This is a genomic window from Pedobacter ginsengisoli (genome assembly GCF_002736205.1).
GTDB lineage: Bacteria > Bacteroidota > Bacteroidia > Sphingobacteriales > Sphingobacteriaceae > Pedobacter > Pedobacter ginsengisoli_A.
On record NZ_CP024091.1, the window covers coordinates 823,119 to 842,929 of the forward strand.

At 41.9% G+C, this 19,811-nt stretch carries 19 protein-coding genes; 8 read left to right on the forward strand and 11 right to left on the reverse strand.

From position 1 onward, the window contains the following. Positions 1-17 precede the first annotated feature (17 nt). Both CPT03_RS03440 and CPT03_RS03445 read right to left on the reverse strand, forming a co-directional pair. Positions 18-974, reverse strand: a complete 957-nt coding sequence (locus tag CPT03_RS03440; protein WP_099437533.1) for a 1-phosphofructokinase family hexose kinase — start codon at positions 972-974, stop codon at positions 18-20. Beyond that, positions 967-1,494, reverse strand: a complete 528-nt coding sequence (locus tag CPT03_RS03445) for an RNA polymerase sigma factor (RefSeq protein WP_157766338.1) — start codon at positions 1,492-1,494, stop codon at positions 967-969. Before CPT03_RS03445 ends, CPT03_RS03440 begins: the two co-directional genes overlap by 8 nt. A gap of 162 nt (positions 1,495-1,656) precedes the next feature. Here CPT03_RS03445 and CPT03_RS03450 point away from each other — a divergent pair, with 162 nt between their 5' ends. After that, on the forward strand, positions 1,657-3,075 hold the full coding sequence (locus CPT03_RS03450; protein WP_099437535.1) for an MBL fold metallo-hydrolase RNA specificity domain-containing protein: 1,419 nt from the start codon (positions 1,657-1,659) through the stop codon (positions 3,073-3,075). Between the two features lie 72 nt (positions 3,076-3,147). On the opposite strand, the gene CPT03_RS03455 is transcribed toward CPT03_RS03450, so the two are convergent. The 9 genes from CPT03_RS03455 to CPT03_RS03495 all read right to left on the reverse strand — a co-directional run bounded on the left by CPT03_RS03455 (position 3,148) and on the right by CPT03_RS03495 (position 11,497). After that, complete coding sequence (locus CPT03_RS03455) at positions 3,148-4,218, reverse strand: class I fructose-bisphosphate aldolase (protein ID WP_099437536.1); 1,071 nt, start codon at positions 4,216-4,218, stop codon at positions 3,148-3,150. 18 nt (positions 4,219-4,236) lie between these two features. Beyond that, the gene (locus CPT03_RS03460) at positions 4,237-5,094 is read right to left on the reverse strand and encodes a universal stress protein (RefSeq protein ID WP_157766339.1); all 858 of its coding nucleotides are present in this window, start codon (positions 5,092-5,094) and stop codon (positions 4,237-4,239) included. 144 nt (positions 5,095-5,238) lie between these two features. Continuing rightward, positions 5,239-6,543 carry an NRAMP family divalent metal transporter gene (locus tag CPT03_RS03465; protein WP_245869960.1) on the reverse strand — a complete coding sequence of 435 codons (1,305 nt, stop codon included), beginning with the start codon at positions 6,541-6,543 and terminating at the stop codon, positions 5,239-5,241. 218 nt (positions 6,544-6,761) lie between these two features. Continuing rightward, positions 6,762-7,373 carry a class I SAM-dependent methyltransferase gene (locus CPT03_RS03470; RefSeq protein ID WP_099437539.1) on the reverse strand — a complete coding sequence of 204 codons (612 nt, stop codon included), beginning with the start codon at positions 7,371-7,373 and terminating at the stop codon, positions 6,762-6,764. 129 nt (positions 7,374-7,502) lie between these two features. Beyond that, on the reverse strand, positions 7,503-7,916 hold the full coding sequence (locus CPT03_RS03475) for a DUF6691 family protein (RefSeq protein WP_099437540.1): 414 nt from the start codon (positions 7,914-7,916) through the stop codon (positions 7,503-7,505). A gap of 4 nt (positions 7,917-7,920) precedes the next feature. Next, positions 7,921-8,478 (reverse strand): YeeE/YedE family protein, encoded by a 558-nt coding sequence (locus CPT03_RS03480; protein ID WP_099437541.1) that lies wholly within the window; start codon positions 8,476-8,478, stop codon positions 7,921-7,923. Between the two features lie 6 nt (positions 8,479-8,484). Beyond that, a complete protein-coding gene (locus CPT03_RS03485; protein WP_099437542.1) occupies positions 8,485-9,909 on the reverse strand; it encodes an MBL fold metallo-hydrolase in 1,425 nt (474 codons plus the stop codon). 83 nt (positions 9,910-9,992) lie between these two features. Beyond that, positions 9,993-10,787, reverse strand: a complete 795-nt coding sequence (locus CPT03_RS03490; RefSeq protein WP_099437543.1) for a sulfite exporter TauE/SafE family protein — start codon at positions 10,785-10,787, stop codon at positions 9,993-9,995. Positions 10,788-10,855: 68 nt separating this feature from the next. Further along, positions 10,856-11,497 carry a Crp/Fnr family transcriptional regulator gene (locus CPT03_RS03495; protein ID WP_099437544.1) on the reverse strand — a complete coding sequence of 214 codons (642 nt, stop codon included), beginning with the start codon at positions 11,495-11,497 and terminating at the stop codon, positions 10,856-10,858. 387 nt (positions 11,498-11,884) lie between these two features. Here CPT03_RS03495 and CPT03_RS23330 point away from each other — a divergent pair, with 387 nt between their 5' ends. The 7 genes from CPT03_RS23330 to CPT03_RS03530 all read left to right on the forward strand — a co-directional run bounded on the left by CPT03_RS23330 (position 11,885) and on the right by CPT03_RS03530 (position 19,685). After that, positions 11,885-12,070, forward strand: coding sequence for a hypothetical protein (locus CPT03_RS23330; RefSeq protein ID WP_099437545.1), 186 nt, complete (start codon positions 11,885-11,887; stop codon positions 12,068-12,070). After that, entirely contained in the window at positions 12,060-12,500 is a 441-nt protein-coding gene (locus CPT03_RS03505; protein WP_099437546.1) for a hypothetical protein, read from the forward strand. Before CPT03_RS23330 ends, CPT03_RS03505 begins: the two co-directional genes overlap by 11 nt. Positions 12,501-12,609: 109 nt before the next feature. Then, positions 12,610-13,098, forward strand: a complete 489-nt coding sequence (locus CPT03_RS03510) for a DUF3347 domain-containing protein (protein ID WP_099437547.1) — start codon at positions 12,610-12,612, stop codon at positions 13,096-13,098. Positions 13,099-13,256: 158 nt separating this feature from the next. Next, positions 13,257-13,829: a DUF3347 domain-containing protein gene (locus tag CPT03_RS03515; RefSeq protein WP_099437548.1), complete on the forward strand. Its 573-nt coding sequence runs from the start codon at positions 13,257-13,259 to the stop codon at positions 13,827-13,829. Between the two features lie 6 nt (positions 13,830-13,835). After that, positions 13,836-14,306, forward strand: coding sequence for a heme-binding domain-containing protein (locus CPT03_RS03520; RefSeq protein ID WP_099437549.1), 471 nt, complete (start codon positions 13,836-13,838; stop codon positions 14,304-14,306). A gap of 78 nt (positions 14,307-14,384) precedes the next feature. Beyond that, on the forward strand, positions 14,385-17,114 hold the full coding sequence (locus CPT03_RS03525) for a multicopper oxidase domain-containing protein (RefSeq protein ID WP_410522626.1): 2,730 nt from the start codon (positions 14,385-14,387) through the stop codon (positions 17,112-17,114). A gap of 18 nt (positions 17,115-17,132) precedes the next feature. After that, positions 17,133-19,685 (forward strand): heavy metal translocating P-type ATPase, encoded by a 2,553-nt coding sequence (locus CPT03_RS03530; RefSeq protein ID WP_099437550.1) that lies wholly within the window; start codon positions 17,133-17,135, stop codon positions 19,683-19,685. Positions 19,686-19,811 lie beyond the last annotated feature (126 nt).

A 19,811-nucleotide genomic window follows, 5' to 3' on the forward strand; every position in this document is an offset into this window, starting at 1 on the left:
GTGCCGGTTCAACATATTTAAGACACGCCAGCCTTGCAGTCGGCATCCTTGATCATGCAATATAGACGTTCTACGTCTGTCAAATGACATAGTTCAGTTCCAGGGTTTAATGTCGCAGCCGTCCCGCAGGCGACACCGTATTGCGCGGATTCAACCATGTTTTTCTGTTTATAAAGTCCCATGATGACTCCCGCCAGCATACTGTCACCAGCACCAACGGTGCTTTGCACCTTAACTTGCGGAGGAAAAATTCTAACCCTGGTATCACCGGTGACCAGCATTGCGCCATCAGGGCCAAGGGAGGTAATGATCACTTCACATTTATATTTGCTGATAAGTGTTTTAGATGCCTGTTCCACCTGCGTTATACTAAGTGTTTCTTCGTTTACCAATGAGGCCAGTTCCTTCAGATTTGGCTTGATCAGAAAAACACCGGCCTGCAGTGCATACCTGAGTGCCTGACCGGAAGTGTCCACAATAAGTTTTGCTTTTTTTGCCCTGGTGATTTCAGCGAGTTTGCCGAAGATGGTTGCCGGAACGCCGGCAGGGAGGCTTCCACTGACAATCAGGTACTGTAAGTCTGCTGATTGCTCAATTGCTTTCAGGCAACGATTGCATTCGGCAGCGCTGACCATGGCTCCTGGCATCCCAAAACGGTATTGCTTTTGGGTGCTTTCTTCTTTGATCACCAGATTTTCCCTCGTCAGGCTGATCGTTTGGATAGGAACGGTTGTTATGTTTTCCTTGCACAGCATCTGGGTGAAAAATCTCCCGGGATAACCGCCTGCCAAATAGATGGCTGTTGCATTTCCGCCAAGTCTTTTGATTGCCCTGGCAACATTTATTCCACCTCCCCCTGGCTCATAGACGGGAGTAGAACAGCTCAATTTCTTTTCCGGAATCAATGTGGCTACCGATGCGCTCTTATCAATAGCAGGAGAGAAGGTCAGAGTGATGATCTTATTATCAGGCATAATTGTAATCGCTAAGTAATTGCTTTAGCTGGATCCGTCCCAGATGAATCCGTGTTTTTACGGTTCCTATCGGAACCCCTGTCTGACTGGCAATTTCACAATACTTGTAGCCAAGGCTGAAGAGCTTAATTGGAAGATAGAGTTTTTGCGAAAGTTTTTTCATCGCCTGACTAATGTCCTGCTGGATGAATCTACTCTCACCCATATTTTGGGAGGACGCCCGCTGGAGAGCAGATCCGCTGATCTCTTCAATAAAATTGAATGTTGCCTGTTTCAGGAGGTTTTTTTTGTAGTTGTTACGATAGGTATTTCTCATGATTACAAATAGCCATGCCTTCAGACTGGTCCCGTTCTGAAATTGCTGATAATATCGCAGGGCTTTAATCAAAGTATCCTGAACCAGATCGTTGATGGTTTGGTGGTCTGAAGTAAACTGCCGGGCAAATTTCCGTAGTGAAGAAATTTCTTTAGTCAGTTGCCCGCTGAATGCTGAACTGCTTTGAATGGCTATTGGCTGCATGGTATGATTGGGTTTAATGAATGTAAATTTCAGGTTCCGGAATTTTATATCCCATGAGTTGACGCACATTAAATCGTGATTTAAATCATCCGATCAGGTGCCCGCAGTCATGGGTGTTGACAAAAAATCAACCCATCTTTACCTTGTCTAATTGATATGGTCATGAATGAAATAATCCTTCAATCGCTTGGGGCTGCCCAGACAGTCACCGGCTCAAAACATTTACTGAAAACTCCAGAGCTGACAATACTTGTAGATTGCGGACTGTTCCAGGGTGTCAAATCATTACGTGAACAAAACTGGACTGCCTTGGGTATCGAAGCCTGGGAAATTGATCTGATCATTCTGACCCACGCGCACCTTGATCATTGCGGATATATCCCACTGCTGGTAAGACAGGGCTTTAAGGGAGAAATTTATATGACAGCGCCTACCAGCGAGCTGACACAGCTCATTCTCCTTGATAGTGCCAAAATACAGCAGGAGGATGCAGAAAATGCCAATAAGCACCATTATACAAAACATCATCCGGCCAAACCGCTTTATACGGTTGAAGATGCAAAAGCATCATTCAGATTTTTTACGGTTCGGGATCCCAATATTTTTGTCCGTTTAAGCGACCACATCCATTTTCAGTTTAAAACCTGCGGTCATATTCTGGGTGCCTGTTCGGTCGAATTGAACTGCTTTGGAAAGAAAATCATCTTTTCGGGTGATATCGGACGCCCGCAAAGCGCGATCCTCAATCCACCGGATTATTTTACCGATGCAGACTATATTGTTATGGAATCCACATACGGAGACCGGCTTCACGGAACGAATGACCCTTACCAGGAGCTCGCGGCAATAATCAACGATACCATTGCCCGCAAAGGCAATGTGCTGATCCCAAGTTTTGCAGTCGGCCGGGCACAGGAACTGATCTACCTGTTGAATAGTTTAAAGAAACAGGGAAAAATTCCTTTAAACCTGCCCATAATCATGGATAGCCCGATGGCTGCAGCTGCCACAGGTATTTCATTAACTTATGCAGAGGATTACATGAAGATTGGCAGAGCAGAATTTCAACAGATGAACAACCACATCACCATCAATCAGGATTACAGCAATACTGTAGGCTTCATTAAGGATAAAAGCAGTAAAATAGTGATTGCTGCCAGTGGCATGTTAACCGGTGGAAGGGTCCTGCAATATCTGGAACATTACCTTGAAGACAACAGAAATACCATTCTGATCATTGGTTTTCAGGCCGAAGGAACACGCGGGCGTGCTTTGTTGAACCATACCCATGAAGTTAAAATTCATGGAAAGTATTATCCTGTTAAGGCCAGGGTGCAGGAGCTGGAGGGATTATCCGCGCACGCAGATCAATCCGAACTGATGGCCTGGATCAGAAAATTCAAAAAAGCACCTGCACAGATTATGCTGGTTCATGGGGAGCCTTGTGCTCAGGAAGCCTTGAGGGTCAAAATCCAGACCGAACTGAGTATTCCGGTGAAAGTTATGACCCCGAATGAAGATGTATTGCTCTTTAGCTGTGACCATTTTGTGGTTACAGCTGCCCATGATTCCAAAAATTAAAGATTTATACATTGCTCAAGGAGTATTTGCCGATATCTTATTGGAATAACTGGGATCGTTTTTTGCAATTCCTCAGGCGATATCAATCTGTTTTTCCAGGTAGACATCCTGTATGGCGTTCAGCAGTTCAACACCTTCTGGGAATGGTCTTTGAAAGGCTTTTCTGCCAGCGATGACCCCGGTCCCGCCTGCCCGCTTGTTGATCACTGCGGTTCGAAGTGCGTCTTTGAAATCGTCTTTGCCATTTGAGGGGCCTCCAGAGTTGATCAATCCGATTCTTCCTGAGTAACAATTCAAAACCTGATAGCGGCAAAGATCAATCGGGTGGGCTGTACACAGCTGGCTATACATTTCTTTGGTATATTTACCGAAAGCCTTACCATAACGGTTAAGGGCTTCATAGCCACCGTTGTTTTCAGGCAGCTTCTGTTTGATCAGATCAGCCTGCAGGCTGACCCCAAGATAGTTGGCCTGTCCGGTCAGATCAGCCGAAGTATGGTAATCCACCTCATCCTCCACGAAGTTCTCGTTTCGCAAGTAACACCATAATATGGTTGCCATACCCAGTTCATGAGCCTGCTCAAAAGCATTGGACACTGCGATAAGCTGCCGGGAAAATTCTTTGGATCCAAAATAGATGGTGGCTCCGATGCCAACAGCCCCGGTATTCCATGCGTTTTTTACTGAGGCATACATGATCTGGTCATGCTTATTGGGACAGCTCAGCAATTCGTTGTGATTGATCTTTGCGATCAGCGGGATTTTGTGGGCGTATTTCCTTCCTATAATGGCAAGGTTACCCACGGTAGTTGCCACTGCATTGCAGCCACCTTCAATGGCCAGCCTGACAATGTTTTCCGGATCAAAATACATCCGGTTTGCACTGAATGAGGCGCCAGCACTGTGCTCTATACCCTGGTCTACAGGTAATATAGACAGGTACCCTGTGCCGGAAAGCCTCCCTGAATTATAAATGGTTTCAAGGCTTCGTAGTGTCTGATTGCTCCTTGCCGAGGCGAGAAGAATCCGATCTATATAATCTGGCCCGGGAAGATTTAGGGTTTGCTTGGTAACGGCCTGGCACTGGTAAGTAAAAAGATTTTCATCGGTTCCAACCAGATCAGTGATTTGACGGTAATTCATGGCGGTATAGTTTGTGATTCATTTGATTTTTGAAGGCATCACCATTAAGGGTAAAACCAATTTTTTAGCTAACTTTTGCGTTTGACTACCGGTTAGAATTTCATTAATGAAATTGCGGTCCCGGTGCACAATACTCAGCAGTCCGTTTTTGCCATTTTCCCTGCAAAGCTTTTCTAAACCTTTTACAATCGAATGGTCAACCACCGATTGGAAGGAGATCTTGGGATAATGACATTCTTTTACAAGTTCAGTGCGGAACTGTTCCTTTTTAAGATCTTTTTCCAGACATGGGCTTTCGTCACGAACATTCATCAGAATGATTTCCGCCTGCAAACGCGCCGCAAATTCTGCCAGTCGGTTAAGTGCAGGAATTTCCGCAATATTTAAATCGGTGGCAAAGGCGATCCATTTGATCTTACCTACATTTTCTTCGGGTGATACCAATAACAGCGGTACTGAGCAAGCATCCACCATGTATCTGGTGTGATTACCTAGCAACAAGTGCCTCAGGCCGCTGCTGGCATGGGTTCCCATGATGATCAGGTCTATCTGTCTTTTGGAGATCACATCGTCAATCTCTTCGGTAAGCACACCTGTTTGACACAAGTAACTGACAGGAGGATGGAATCCTTTACTGTGATCCTGGTGCTCCAGTTGCTTTTTTAATCTTTTGAGCCCCTCAATGCTTTCTTCTTCAATCCGGCTGTATTGTTCGATAGGAAGTAGTATAGATTCGTACTGAGGGATTTCGGCAGGTACGTTAACCACATTGCAAAGGATCACTTCCGCTTCCAGCATTTTTGCAAAGTCATATCCAAATGCTACCGCATGGTTGGCCGTAGCGGAAAAATCAGTCAGCAATAATAATGTTTTCATAATCGGTATATTGATAAGCAAAGACAATTCTGTTAAGCAAATTTCAGGGAAAAGGAACACCCGGGAGGTGATCATGGTCATCAAGCAGGATGATATTAAGCACGATATTTTTTCTCTTTGTCAGTGTTGTCAGTAATCACTTGCTTAGATCAGTATGATCAACCCCAGTGCCGCAGCTCCCATGATGATAAAGGTCATCCATAAAAGGATTTTAGACAACCAGCCACTTTTATATTCCCCCATGATTGTATCGCTGGCTGCAATTTTTATAATTAAAAAAAGCAGGGGAACGGCAGCAATCCCGTTTATAACTGCAGTGTAAATAAGCGCTTTTACAGGATCAATGCCGATGAAATTCATGGTTAATCCGATCAGGGTAGAGATGATGATAATGCCATAGAATCCGGGAGCTTTGTTTAGTTTTAGATTCAGGCTGGCCTTCCAGTTGAATGCTTCTGATACTGCATAGGCAGCTGAACCTGATAACACCGGAACTGCCAATAATCCCAGGCCAATGATCCCCACTGAAAATATTAATTTAGATAAATAACCGGCATTTGGAAAGGAGTCAACCAGTGGTTCTAATGCCCTGGCAGCATCAGCGGCGTTTTTAATGTCTCTCACACCACTGTTGTGTAAAACTGTTGCAGCCACCAGCAGTATGCACCAGGTCGTAAATTCAGAAATGATCATTCCTATGGTATTGTCCTTTCGCATCGCATGAATCAGGTTCCAGCTTATTTTGTGTTTTTCATTTCTTATCCTTCCATTTTCATGCGCTTCCTCAACTTCCTGTGAAGCCTCCCAAAAGAACATATAGGGGGTAATTGTTGTACCAAATACGCCGGTAATGATGAACAGGAATGAAAAGTTGAATTCAAAGTGTGGAATTACCGTGGCCCAGAGTACCGTCTGCCATGGCTGATCGATGATAAAAACGGTAACAGGGTAGGCCAGCAGGGTGAGCGCAAGCCATTTTAATATCCTGGAATAGACATGGTAACTGGTATAGATTTCAAGTAGTAGAATGGTTCCTGTAAAGGTGAAGGTGAGCACGACAAATGGTAAGGGGATAAGCAGTTGCGCTGCGGCTGCCATTGCACCGATATCCGCCCCGATGTTAATGGTATTGGCTACCACCACCAGGCCCACCACAAAATAAAGCACCGGGCGGCTGTAGTGCTGTCTGACAACAGCTGCTATTCCCTTACCCGTAACCAGTCCGATACGGGCACATGATTCCTGCACAGCGGTCATGAATGGCAGCATATACAATGCTGTCCAGAGCTGACCATAACCAAATTGCGCCCCTGTCTGCGCATATGTAGCAATGCCAGAAGGGTCATCATCCGCTGCTCCGGTAGTTAATCCGGGGCCAAGAACGCTGAGCCATTTCCATCTTTTTTTTAATCTTTTTCTATCCATATACGATTCGCTAATTACCTCCACGTAGTAGTCTTAGTTCAGAATTATGCGATAAAAGTACTTGTTGTTGGTTTTTAACGGCGTGACCAAAATCACCTCTTTTTATGATGGTGTACCACTAAATGAAAGCAACTATTTTCTAAAAGAAGGTATTTGCATGTTAAATGTGATACATAAATTTAATGTCTGCCTTTTTTCTGTGAACCGGAAAATTGTTATGCAGGAAAGAGACACTCAACAGGCTAATTGCTTCTTTTAAAGCTGCAGAATAAAAAGTTTTGGATGGTATTAAATGGTGTAATATGATCTTCGGTAATGCAATGCAATTTCTGGAAGCCTCCGGATAATTGCCGGCTTAACTGGTTCTCAGAATATTGCTTAATTTCTAAGCCACTGCATTTTTTTGGTCCATTTTCTGAAAAGGTGCCTATGACGAGGTACTCTTTTACGGCTTGCTGTGCAATTTTTAGGTAGCTTTCAATTTCTTCGGGTGTGGTTAGGAAGTGAAAGGTTGCTCTGTCATGCCAAAGATCATAACACTGGTCGGGCTTAAATTCGGCGATGTCCGAAACGATCCATTTTACCAGATTGGCCCTATTGCCTAAACGCTTTTTAGCTTTTTCCAGTGCGACTGCGGAAATGTCAAGTACAGTAATATTCCGATAACCCCGGTCCAATAGATGATCAACCAATTTACTGTCGCCACCACCAATATCAATAATGCTGGCTGCTTCCGATAGGTCAAAACTATCTATGAAATGCAGGGGAGTTTGCGGCACATCCTGTGCCCAGCTCACCTGCTGGGAAGCTTTGGTGTTGTATACGTTCTCCCAATGTAATTTTCTATCGGTCATCAGCGTAGGTATTGTGATTTTTTAAAATGATTCTTGGCGAGATTGCCGTTTTACTGGCAAACATTTCTCAATGCAAGTCTAGCATTTTTAAATGGCTAACCTTAAGGTTTTAGCCATTTTCCTATTATCTTAATGCGGTAACTTATTTTTAATAGTACCGTAGAGGTAAGTTCCACTTAGAGCGCCCAATACGACAATGATCATAGCCCAGTATCCGTACCCGATATTTACAAACATTGGTCCCGGGCAGGCACCGGTTAACGCCCAGCCCAGCCCAAAAATTGAACCTCCGATCAGGTAACGCGACCAGCTTTTGTCCTTGTCATGCAAGACGATCGGTTGGCCCTGAATATTCCTGAGTTTAGTTTTTTTGATGAGGTATACGGCAAGCATACCGAGAATTACTGCTGTCCCAATAATTCCGTACATATGGAAGGACTGAAAACGGAACATCTCCTGAATTCTGTACCAGGAAATGGCCTCAGATTTTGCCATTACAATACCAAATAGTATTCCTGTCAGTATAAACTTTACTCCTTTCATGTTTTTAAAATATTAATGGTAATAAAAAATGTGTCATCGCTAAGCCCCCGGTAAAGAAGCCAATTACGGCAAGTAAGGAGGGAAGTTGTAAGTTTGATAAACCGCTGATTGCATGTCCGGAGGTACAACCGCCGGCATAGCGGGACCCAAAGCCGACTAAAGCTCCACCGGCCAGCAAGATCACTATTCCCTTAGGGGAACTAATGAGCTGATATCCGAACAGCTGTGATGGATTCAATTGTCCATCAAAAATAATGTTCAGCTTTGCCAGATCATCAATTGTGGATTGCGATAAAGCCATGGGGATCTCGCTCTTGAGTAAGGTCGCTGCAATAACACCGCCAAGAACAGCGCCAAGGAGAAACAGCAGGTTCCATTTTTGAGTCTTCCAGTCAAAGTCAAAAAACTGGTGTCTTTTGCCCGCACCGGCAAGGGTGCACAGGGTTCTTAAATTAGATGAAAAGCCGAAGGATTTTCCGAAAATAAGCAGCAAAACCATAATAAAGGCAATGGCAGCCCCTGAGGTATACCAAGGCCAGGGTTGTCTTAATAGTTCCAGCATAACAGTTTATGGATTGGTCATTTTACTTGGACAAACATAATCGGATAGTTGAAGCTTGCCCGATTCTTTCAAGGCCTTAAAGCCACCTTTGATATCGATAAGGTTCTCAAAACCACGGGCACGCAGAATGGAGTTGAAAATCATTGATCGGTATCCACCGGCACAATGCACGTAATAGATTCTATCCTTGTCAATTTTTGGCATGTGCTCATTGATGTAGTCTAATGGTACATTTTTAGCATTCAGTAAATGCTCAGAAAAGTATTCCGATTCCTTGCGGACATCCAGGATATTTAAATTCCCCGATTTTTCTCTTCGGTCGGCCAATTGCTCTGCTGTTATGGAGATGATTTCGTCTGTTTCTCTGCCACTTTTAATCCAGGCATCAATTCCACCTTTAAGGAAACCGATGGCATGATCATAGCCCACTCTTGACAACCTGGTCACCACTTCTTCTTCTCGTCCCTCATCCGCAATTAACAGAATCGGTTGCTGTATATCCGGTATCAATGCACCCACCCATGGTGCAAAACTACCATCGATACCAATGTTAATTGAATTGGGGATAAATGCTTTTGCGAACAATTGGGCATCTCTGGTATCCAGCAGTAATGAGCTGGTTTCATTTGCCATCAATTCGAAAGCATCGGGTGTTAATGCATGCGTGCCTTTTTCCAGTACTGCAGTAAAGCTGTCGTATCCTTCCCTGTTCATTTTCACATTCAACGGGAAATAAGCTGGAGGTGCGGTAAGCCCTTCAGTCACCTCTTTAATGAATTCTTCTCTTGTCATATCGACCCTGAGTGCATAATTAGTCAATTTCTGGTGTCCTAAGGTATCAGTAGTTTCTTTGCTCATATTTTTACCACAGGCAGAGCCGGCACCATGGGCAGGATAAACAATAAGATCATCGCTCAAAGTCATTACCTTTTGACGCAGTGAATCAAATAATACCCCTGCAAGCTCTTCCTGGGTCATGTGTGCTGCTTTTTGTGCAAGGTCAGGACGGCCGACATCGCCTATAAATAGCGTATCGCCTGAAAATAATGCGATTTCCTTTCCGTGTTCATCTATAAGCAGGTAGGAGGTGGACTCCATGGTATGGCCTGGAGTATGCAAAACCTTAATCGTGAGTTTTCCCAGCTTAAAAAGCTCGCCGTCTTTTGCAATATGCGCCTCGAAAGTCGGATTGGCATTCGGGCCATAAATAATCAGTGCCCCGGTTTGTTTAGACAGATCTACATGGCCCGAAACAAAATCAGCGTGAAAATGTGTTTCAAATACATATTTAATGGTGGCATTATTACCTGCGGCTTTTTCGATATAAGGAGCGACTTCTCTTAAAGGATCGATAATGGCAGCCTCATTACCTGATTGAATGTAATAGGCGCCTTGTGCCAAACATCCGGTATAAATCTGTTCAATAATCATGTTCTTTTTTTTAATTCTTTTGTATACATCAAATTTCGGCAGAAAGTGAGCGCCAAACGGTGACTAAAATCACCCAACTCTTGTTATTTTAAAAATTCTTTTAAAATGATATAAATGCCCATGAACAGGACAAACCAGCCGAACGCTTTTTTGAGTCCTGATCCGGGAATTCTTTTACTGATGAGGTTTCCAGCAAGCAGGCCGGTTATGGCAATTGCGCTGACGCTGAGTAAGAATTTCCAGTGGATTTGAAAATGCCCCAGGTCTCCCGCAAAACCGATCAGGGAATTCAGTGCAATGATAAGTAAAGAGGTTCCGACTGCTTTTTTCATGGGTAATTTTAATAACAAGACCAGGGCAGGGATTAGTAAGAAACCTCCTCCTGCTCCTAACAGTCCGGTTACCAGTCCAATAGCAATCCCATAGCCTAGAAGTTTGAAGAATTTAATGCAGTCTTTGCACTCCTGTTCCTGTGCATCATCATGTTTACTTCGAATCATGCTTATCGAGGCCGTTAACATCAGTACTCCGAAAAACACCATGGTGGCTAACGCGCTGGTAATGGTATGACCAGCTATAGTGAATAACTTCTCTGGAATAGCTGGTATAATGAGTTTTCTGGTCGCAAAGACAGTGACAATTGATGCTGCGCCAAAGAAGAGGGCTGCTTTAAGGTTCACCTGACCTTCGCGATAGTTATTGACTGCCCCAATCAGGCTTGTTGAGCCAACTATAAAAAGTGAGTAAGAAGTGGCCAGAAGAGGAGCGATCCCAAAAAGATAAACCAATACTGGTACGGTTAGGATAGAGCCGCCTCCGCCAATCAGACCTAATGAGATGCCGATAAATGCCGACGCTAAATATGCAATTACTTCCATTTCTAATCTATTTAAGACAAAGTTGGAAGTTCTGACAGTCAATAAAGGTGACTTAGGTCACCGATGAGTTATTTGAGGTATTGAATGTAATTTCTATGTAAGGCGACTTCGCCACGCTGCTCCATTTTTTTTAATAATCTGGAGATCACCTCTCGTGAAGAATTCAGGTCGTTGGCGATATCCCCGTGTGTGACGGATATTGATCTGGTTTTTAAATCCTTGAATTGTTTTTCCAGATAAAATGCTAATCGTTCATCCATACTCTTAAAAGCAATGTTGTCGATAACGGTCAATAATTCTTCAAAACGATTTCTGTAGGTTTCCAGTACAAAGTAATACCAGGTCTTGTATTCCTTCATTAAGGTATCCATTAGCGATATTGGAATCATCAAGCCAATTGTTGGCTCAACAGCCTTAGCCATCACCTCGCTGGTTTCTTGCTTGGTTGCACAGATCATAGACAAGGCACAGGCATTGCCCGGTTGCAGATAGTACATAAAAAACTCATTGCCGTCGTCTCCCTCACGATACAGCTTCACCAATCCCTCAACAATTAGCGTCGTGGACCGCATATTTTGCCCCGTTTGCATGAGCATTTCGTCTGCAACAAATGTTTTTAGTGTGCCGTTTTCAATTAAAACTTTTTTTAAGTCAGGCTCAAAAAAAGAAAAATGGGAGTCTATATAGCTTTGTATGGTTTCAGTTTTCATTTTTCATGGAGTGTTATTGTTTTGCAAAATTACTAATTCACTAAATATGCAGATGAACTGCCTAATCGAGAATCCAAGGTCATCACCATGCGTTATTTACTGGATTTTAGTAACACGAATCTAATGAAATTACAAAAAGTTGTGCGAAATGTTTCAATTAACTGTGAGCCATTCATACTGAACTATATTTGATTTAGATCAATGCTAAAACTAGAACAGAATGCTTGAGCGCAATGTATCTTTAGTTGAACGATTATCAGGTTTTTTATTAAATTATGTTTGAGCTTCCTTAGTTAGAGATTTATGCCGAAATTTTCGATAGAAGGTTTAAAAATAGAGTATTGCAAAAGGTAGATATTCCGTGGGAAAAATGCATAAATTTTTTAATTGGAGCATTTAGTACTAGATGCTTATGGTTTCGTTTTACATTGGCAGACAGCAAATTTTGGAAGAATCTATGCTACATACGGTGGGTTGTTAGCGTATAGGCGCTATTTAGATGTAAAAAAAATGCGGAATTATGTAAATTTATATTTGCATAATTATATAGGTTTGTTTAATCATGAAAAGTAAAGCTATCTTTCTGTTAGTGATATTTTTGCTCAATACCGTTGTGGGTTTTGGCTGTGCTTTAGCAATGGAGGTGGATCATCATGATGAAAATCATTACCATGCTAAACCTGCTCATCATGGACACAAAGATCATGATCACCATCATGCAGGTGGACATGAACACAAAACTACCCCAATATCTGGGCAGAATTTTACAAAAGAAGATCCTTGCTGTAAAACTTTAGTGAATGATTTGGCTACTCAAAGCAAATTAGTTCCTGAAATGAGCAAAGTGCAGGTAGTTTTACCTGTATTGTGGCTTACTGATCATTCTTACTCTTTATTAATTCCCGTAACCGATGTTGAACTTGGTCGGGGCGCCTATGCAGATCACAGAGAAAGACCGCCTAACAGGGACATTCGCATAGACATTCAAAGTTTTCAGATATAAGATTTAATGTGAGATGTTGGACCCGGTAAAATAGGGTATCGGCATATGATACACTTCGCATAGCTATTGCTATGGCCAAGAATTAGTATAAACATTAAATTATTACATCATGAAAAAGATATTTTTAGTAGTTGCTGTAATTGCAACTGCATGGATCAACCCGAGTTTCGCTCAAAGTACTCAGACACAATCATTGTTAACTTCTTACTATGACATCAAAAATGCCTTAGTAAACTCTGATGCGGCAGTGGCAGCATCAAAAGCAAGCGAATTTTCTAAAGCATTGGCAAGTGTTGACATGAAGTCTATGCCCAAAGCAGAAATGACAGCCTTCATGGGGTTTCAGGATAAACTTGCATTTGATGCCAAACATATCTCAGAAACAAAAGACATTGCCCACCAAAGGGAGCATTTCGCTAATTTTTCAACAAATCTTTTTAAACTGGCTAAGGCAGTAAAACTTACTAAAGACCCGGTTTATTATGACTATTGCCCAATGAAAAAGAGTTATTGGCTTTCTGAGAATGAGGCGATCAAAAATCCCTACTTCGGTAAACAAATGCTAACCTGCGGGGCAGTTAAAGAAACTCTAAAGTAATTCTGTTTGTTAATTCCACAGCTTCACCTTTATTGGGTGTTCTGGTATACAATTGACATGCGGATTTTACTGAACAATTCTGCCATAGGATCACATAAATACACTTTGTTCCGCTAAGCAGGTAATCAAACATTTAAAACGATTTTAATTTAAACACGATGAAAACATTAATTTATAGTTCAGTTTTTTCCTTATTATTTTTAGCAGCCTGCTCTAATGGCAGTAATAAAACTAAATCAACCACTTCTGCAGATGCTAAAGTAACAACGGCCGTTGCATCTGGATCTTCAGAAAAAGGTACTTCTACTGCCGCAGTATTAGCCTCATACCTCAAATTAAAAAATGCCTTTACAAATGACAATGATAAAGACGCGGCAGCAGCAGGAAATGAAATGGTAACTGCCTTTGCCAGTTTCGACAAAAAATCTTTAACTCCAGAACAGGATAAAGCTTATACCGATATATACGATGATGCTAAAGAACATGCCGAGCATATTGGAGCTAATGTTGGAAATATTGCACACCAGCGTGAACATTTTGATATGTTGAGTAAGGATATGTACGACCTCGTTAAACTACTTGGCGCTAATCAATCGCTGTATGTGGATCACTGCCCGATGTACAATAACAATAAGGGAGCAATCTGGTTGAGCGAAGTAAAGGATATTAAAAACCCTTATCTGGGAAAAGCCATGCCAACTTGCGGTACTGTTAAAGAAGAATTAAAATAATAGGCCATGAAAGGCATAAAGAAAATACTTCTTGGACTATTGGTGATCTTTATACTTATTCAATTTGTACAACCTGCCCGCAATAAAAGCAGGCAGGTTATGCCAAATGATATTTCTAAAATAGTTTCTGTACCCTCAGATGTACAGGGTATTCTAAAAAAAGCCTGTTATGACTGCCATAGTAATAATACTGAGTATCCCTGGTATGTTAATATGCAGCCCATGCACTGGTTTATGAACAATCATATTCAATCCGGGAAAGCTGAATTAAATTTTAGCGAATTTGGTTCTTATACCTCAAGAAGACAGCAAAGTAAACTGCGCTCAATAGAAAATAGTTTAAAGGATGGCAGTATGCCCCTGAACTCCTATACCCTAATCCATAGAAATGCCATTTTGACTAAAACGGAAAAATTGTTGCTAATGAACTGGGTGCAAAATTCAAAGGATAGTTTAAACAAAAAGAATTTTAACTAACCATTAATCATCAAAGAAATGAAAAATATACTAACGGTTTTCTTATTGATCTTCTATTCTGCGGTTTCTGCCCAGGATATGAAGAAAATGAAAATGCCTGACAATGAAAGTACGAAGCAGTCGCGGGTTATTTACACTTGCCCAATGCACCCGGAAATACAATCCAACAAGCCCGGTAATTGTCCTAAATGTGGAATGAAACTCGTTGTTCAAAAGGTAAAGGCTGCTAAACCGAAACCTGGGGCAAAAGAGAAAAAGACGGATCCATCAAAAAAAGAAGGTATGGAAAATATGAAAATACCTGATAAAAAGCAAGACAGCGATGAGCCAGCGCAGAAGGTAACTTACACCTGTCCAATGCATCCCGAAATTCATGCACCCAAGCCAGGCAATTGTCCTAAGTGTGGAATGAAATTGGTACCTGAAAAAGCTAAAGCAGCTCCCACCAAACATGACGAAATGCAGATGCCTATGAAAGATGCTCCAAAGGATGGAATGGAGAACATGGAAGGTATGCAGATGGGAGACAATAGTGCTACAATGGAAAACATTAAAAAAGCCAAATCAAATTTGGGCCCCATCAAAACCATTGCTTTTACCCAACCACCCCGTACTGTTCGCTATGACCTTTATATTGCCGATACTACAGTAACCTTTGGAAAAAAAACAAAAAGGGCAATAGCTGTAAACGGACAGATACCAATGCCAACACTCACTTTTACCCAAGGCGATACAGCATTGATATATGTACATAATAAACTCGATGAAGAAACATCTCTGCATTGGCATGGCCTGTTTTTGCCGAATAAAATGGATGGTGTGCCATTTCTAACCCAAATGCCCATTAAGCCGCATTCTACGTACATCTATAAATTTCCAATTGTTCAGCATGGCACTCATTGGTACCATAGCCATAGCGAACTGCAAGAGCAGATTGGTATGTATGGTGCTTTTATCATGAACAAAAGAAAAGAATGGGACATTCCAACCGTTCCGGTGGTACTTAGTGAATGGACAGATATGAAACCAGAAGAAGTACACCGAAGCCTGAAAAATGCCAACGATTGGTTTGCCATTAAAAAAGGAACGACCCAAAGTTATGCCGAAGCCATTAGAACAGGTCATTTTAAAACCAAAGTGGCCAATGAGTGGAAGCGTATGAATGCAATGGATGTAAGTGATGTGTACTATGATACTTTTCTGATCAATGGTAAGAACCAAAATGAGCAGCCACAATTTAAAGCCGGAGATAAGGTAAGACTTCGTATTGCCAATGGCGGGGCATCTGATTATTTCTGGTTAACTTATTCCGGTGGTAAAATAACCGTGGTAGCTACCGATGGAAATGATGTCGAGCCTGTAGAAGTTGACAGGCTAATTATAGCTGTATCCGAAACGTATGATGTGGTGGTCACCATTCCCGAAAATAAAAGCTACGAATTTTTGGTTACGCCCGAAGACCGCACCAAATCTGCTTCCCTTTGGTTGGGTAAGGGAGAAAAAGTTCCTGCTCAAAAACTGCCTAAGCTGAAATATTTTGCCGGAATGAAGATGATGAATGACATGATGGATATGAACGGCAACATGATCGAAATGGAGGGCATGAAAATGCAGAACCAGGTTATGGACATGAACACGGTAATGTATCCCGAAGTAACGGGTGAAGAGACCCCGAAAAAAGAAAACAAAAAAGCAGCTATGCCGGGGATGCAAATGTCTAACGAAAAAAACATGGCAGGTATGGATATGACAGCGGAAAGTCCTGACATCGTTACGTTGAACTATAATATGCTTCGTGATCCAAAGAAAACGACTTTACCTAATGGCCCGTGGAAAGAGCTAAAGTTTGATCTAACAGGGAATATGAACCGATATGTCTGGACTTTAGATAATAAAACGGTTTCAGAAAGTGATAAAATCCTGATTAAGAAAGGAGAAAACGTTCGGGTCATTTTGTTTAACAACAGTATGATGCGCCACCCTATGCATCTGCATGGTCATGATTTCAGGGTTGTCAATGGACAAGGCGAATATGCTCCCATGAAGAACATCATCGACATTATGCCCATGGAAAGGGATACTCTTGAATTTGCAGCATCAGAACCAGGTGGTGATTGGTTTTTCCATTGCCATATTCTGTACCACATGATGAGCGGAATGGGCAGAGTGTTCAGTTATGAAAACTCTCCGCCTAATCCAGAAATTCCTAACCCAAAATTAGCGCAGCGTAAGTTGTTTAGTGATGACAGGGAATTTCATCCCATGGCGAGAGTTGGAATTGAAAGCAATGGAAGTGACGGTGAAATCATGCTGGCCAATACCCGATACCGTTTTACTACCGAATGGAGAGTGGGCTTTAAATCCCATCATGGTTATGAAAGCGAAAGTCATTTTGGGAGATACCTTGGAAGAAATCAATGGCTCTTTCCCTATGTTGGTTGGGATTTCCGTAAACGAACGGTTGATCCGATGGAAAAGAATATTTTTGGGCAATCTCCAGCACCCGGGGATAATCTCTTCGGACAGGGCAATACCAAAAACTTTAGACAGGTATTTCATTTGGGGGTACAATACACTTTACCAATGTTAATTGTTGCAGATGCTTCTGTCGATCATAAAGGAAACGTGAGATTTCAATTGATGAGAGAAGATGTACCTATATCCAAAAGATTGCGCTTTCAATTTATGGTCAATACCGATAAAGAGTATATGGCGGGGTTTAGATACATCGTTACCAAATATTTTGGCCTGTCCACCCACTATGACAGTGATATGGGTTATGGCGCCGGACTAACATTAAATTATTAACCAATTAATCTTTACATCATGAAGCATACCTATAAAATAATCGGAATGACCTGTCAGGGCTGTCGTAGTAAAGTTGAAGATGCCTTGAATAGTATTGACGGGATTTCTGCTAAGGTTACCTTGGAACCAGCTGAGGCAACGATTAGGATGGATAAGCATATTACTACTGAAAAATTGCAGGAAACGCTTTCTGCTGCTGGAAATTACAGGATTGAAATGTCCGGCTTTCAAAAGATTGCCGCAGATAAACACAGTCCAGATCATTCCGGTCACCAACATCATGTTTCAGCCCCTCAGGGTCATGGCGCTACTCCGGTTAAGGTTAATAAGGAAGAAACCGGAGGGGTATACTATTGTCCGATGCATTGTGAAGGAGATAAAACTTATGGTAAACCAGGTCATTGTCCGGTTTGTGGAATGGACTTGCTGAAGCAGCCGGTATTAAAGCAAGCCACTCAATTTACTTGTCCTATGCACCCCGAAATTATCAGAGATCAGCCTGGTTCATGTCCGATATGTGGAATGGATTTGGTTCCATTGGGTGTAAATTTGGAAGAGGAGGATAAAATTTATGAAACGCTTTTGCGTAAGTTTAAGGTCGCAACGGTTTTTACCATACCTGTCTTTTTGATTGCAATGTCTGAGATGATACCAGGTAATCCGATTTTCAAATTGATGGAATTGAAATATTGGAACTGGGTTCAGTTTGCATTTTCTATCCCTGTGGTGTTTTATGCAACATGGATGTTCTTTCAGCGCGCATGGCAATCCATAATTACATGGAAATTAAATATGTTTACTTTGATTGGAATTGGTGCGGGGGTAGCTTGGCTTTTCAGCCTTGTCGCCCTTCTTTTTCCCGATGTTTTTCCTGATCAGTTTAAAACCCATCATGGTACGGTCTATGTTTATTTTGAAGCAGCAACTGTTATCCTGACTTTAGTCTTGCTTGGTCAGCTTTTAGAGGCCAGAGCACACGGAAAAACAAATAGCGCTATTAAAGAGCTGTTGAAACTGGCACCCAATACCGCTACTAGGATTGTAGGCGAAAAAGAAACGACAGTTTCCATAGATGACATTCAGAAAGGGGACATGTTACGGGTGAAACCGGGCGAAAAGATACCTGTTGACGGCAGTATTAAAGTTGGGGAAGTAACGATTGACGAATCTATGATTTCAGGTGAACCTATTCCGGTGGAAAAGAAACCTGGGGACAAAGTTAGTTCTGGAACAATCAATGGTAATAAAACATTTGTCATGCTTGCCGAAAAGGTAGGTTCTGAAACGCTGCTTTCCCAGATCATTGAAATGGTTAATTCTGCAAGTCGTTCAAAAGCGCCTATCCAGAAAATGGCCGATAAGATTTCAGGTTATTTTGTGCCTGTAGTGGTATTGATTGCCATAGCTACATTCGTCGTATGGGCAATGTATGGGCCTGACCCTGCGTATGTCTACGCTTTTGTAAATGCCATCGCTGTATTGATTATAGCCTGTCCATGTGCGCTTGGTTTGGCCACCCCGATGTCTGTAATGGTAGGCGTAGGAAAAGGGGCACAGTCTGGCGTGTTGATTAAGAATGCAGAATCGTTGGAAAAAATGAATGCTATTGATGTAGTGATTATTGATAAAACCGGAACAGTAACCGAAGGGAAACCATCAGTTGAAAAGATCGTTGGTATAAATCCTGATTTTGATGAAAAGAAAGTCCTAGAAAGAATAGTTGCATTAAATAGCAGCAGTGAACATCCTTTAGCGCAGGCAACGCTTCGTTACGGGGAAGAGAAAAAGATCAGTATTCAGCCTATCTCACATTTTGAAGCTGTAACCGGTAAAGGTGTAACGGGTACATTAAAACAGGAAAAACTTGCTTTAGGCAACCAGAAATTAATGAAACACGTTAAAGCTGAAATTGATCCTGAATTAGAAGAGCAGGTTAAGGCCGCACAAAAAGGAGGTAAAACAGTTTCTTATTTAGCTGTTGGGAATAAAGCTGTTGGCTTTGTGGTTATTTCTGATAAAATCAAGCCATCTAGTGCTGCTGCTATCAAAAAACTTCAGGAAGAGGGTTTACAGGTAATCATGTTTACAGGAGACAATGAGGATACAGCAAGGGCAGTTAGTCAAACCTTAAATTTAGATGGCTTCAAAGCCGGGATGTTACCGGAAGATAAATTGAACGAAGTGAAAAAATTGCAAGCTGAAGGAAAAAAAGTGGCGATGGCAGGCGATGGTATTAATGATGCCCCGGCATTATCACAGGCTGATATTGGCATTGCGATGGGTACTGGGACAGATGTTGCTATTGAAAGTGCAGCAATTACCCTTGTAAAGGGCGATTTGAATGGTATTGCAAAAGCCCGTTTGTTAAGCCACAAGGTAATGGGCAATATTAAAGGTAACTTATTCTTTGCCCTTGGATATAATGTATTGGGAATACCCGTGGCTGCGGGGCTTTTATATCCGTTTTTTGGAATTTTACTGTCACCGATGATAGCTGCGCTTGCCATGAGCTTCAGTTCAGTATCCGTTATTCTGAACTCACTGCGCCTTAAGAGTGCAAGAATTGACTAATTTTTAATTAAATACATTTAATCACATTAATTATGGAAGATAAAGATCACAACCAAATGGAAATGCTACAAAATCAGGGCGACCATTACAAAAAGCTGCTCATTATGGCAGTATTTTCTTTCATAG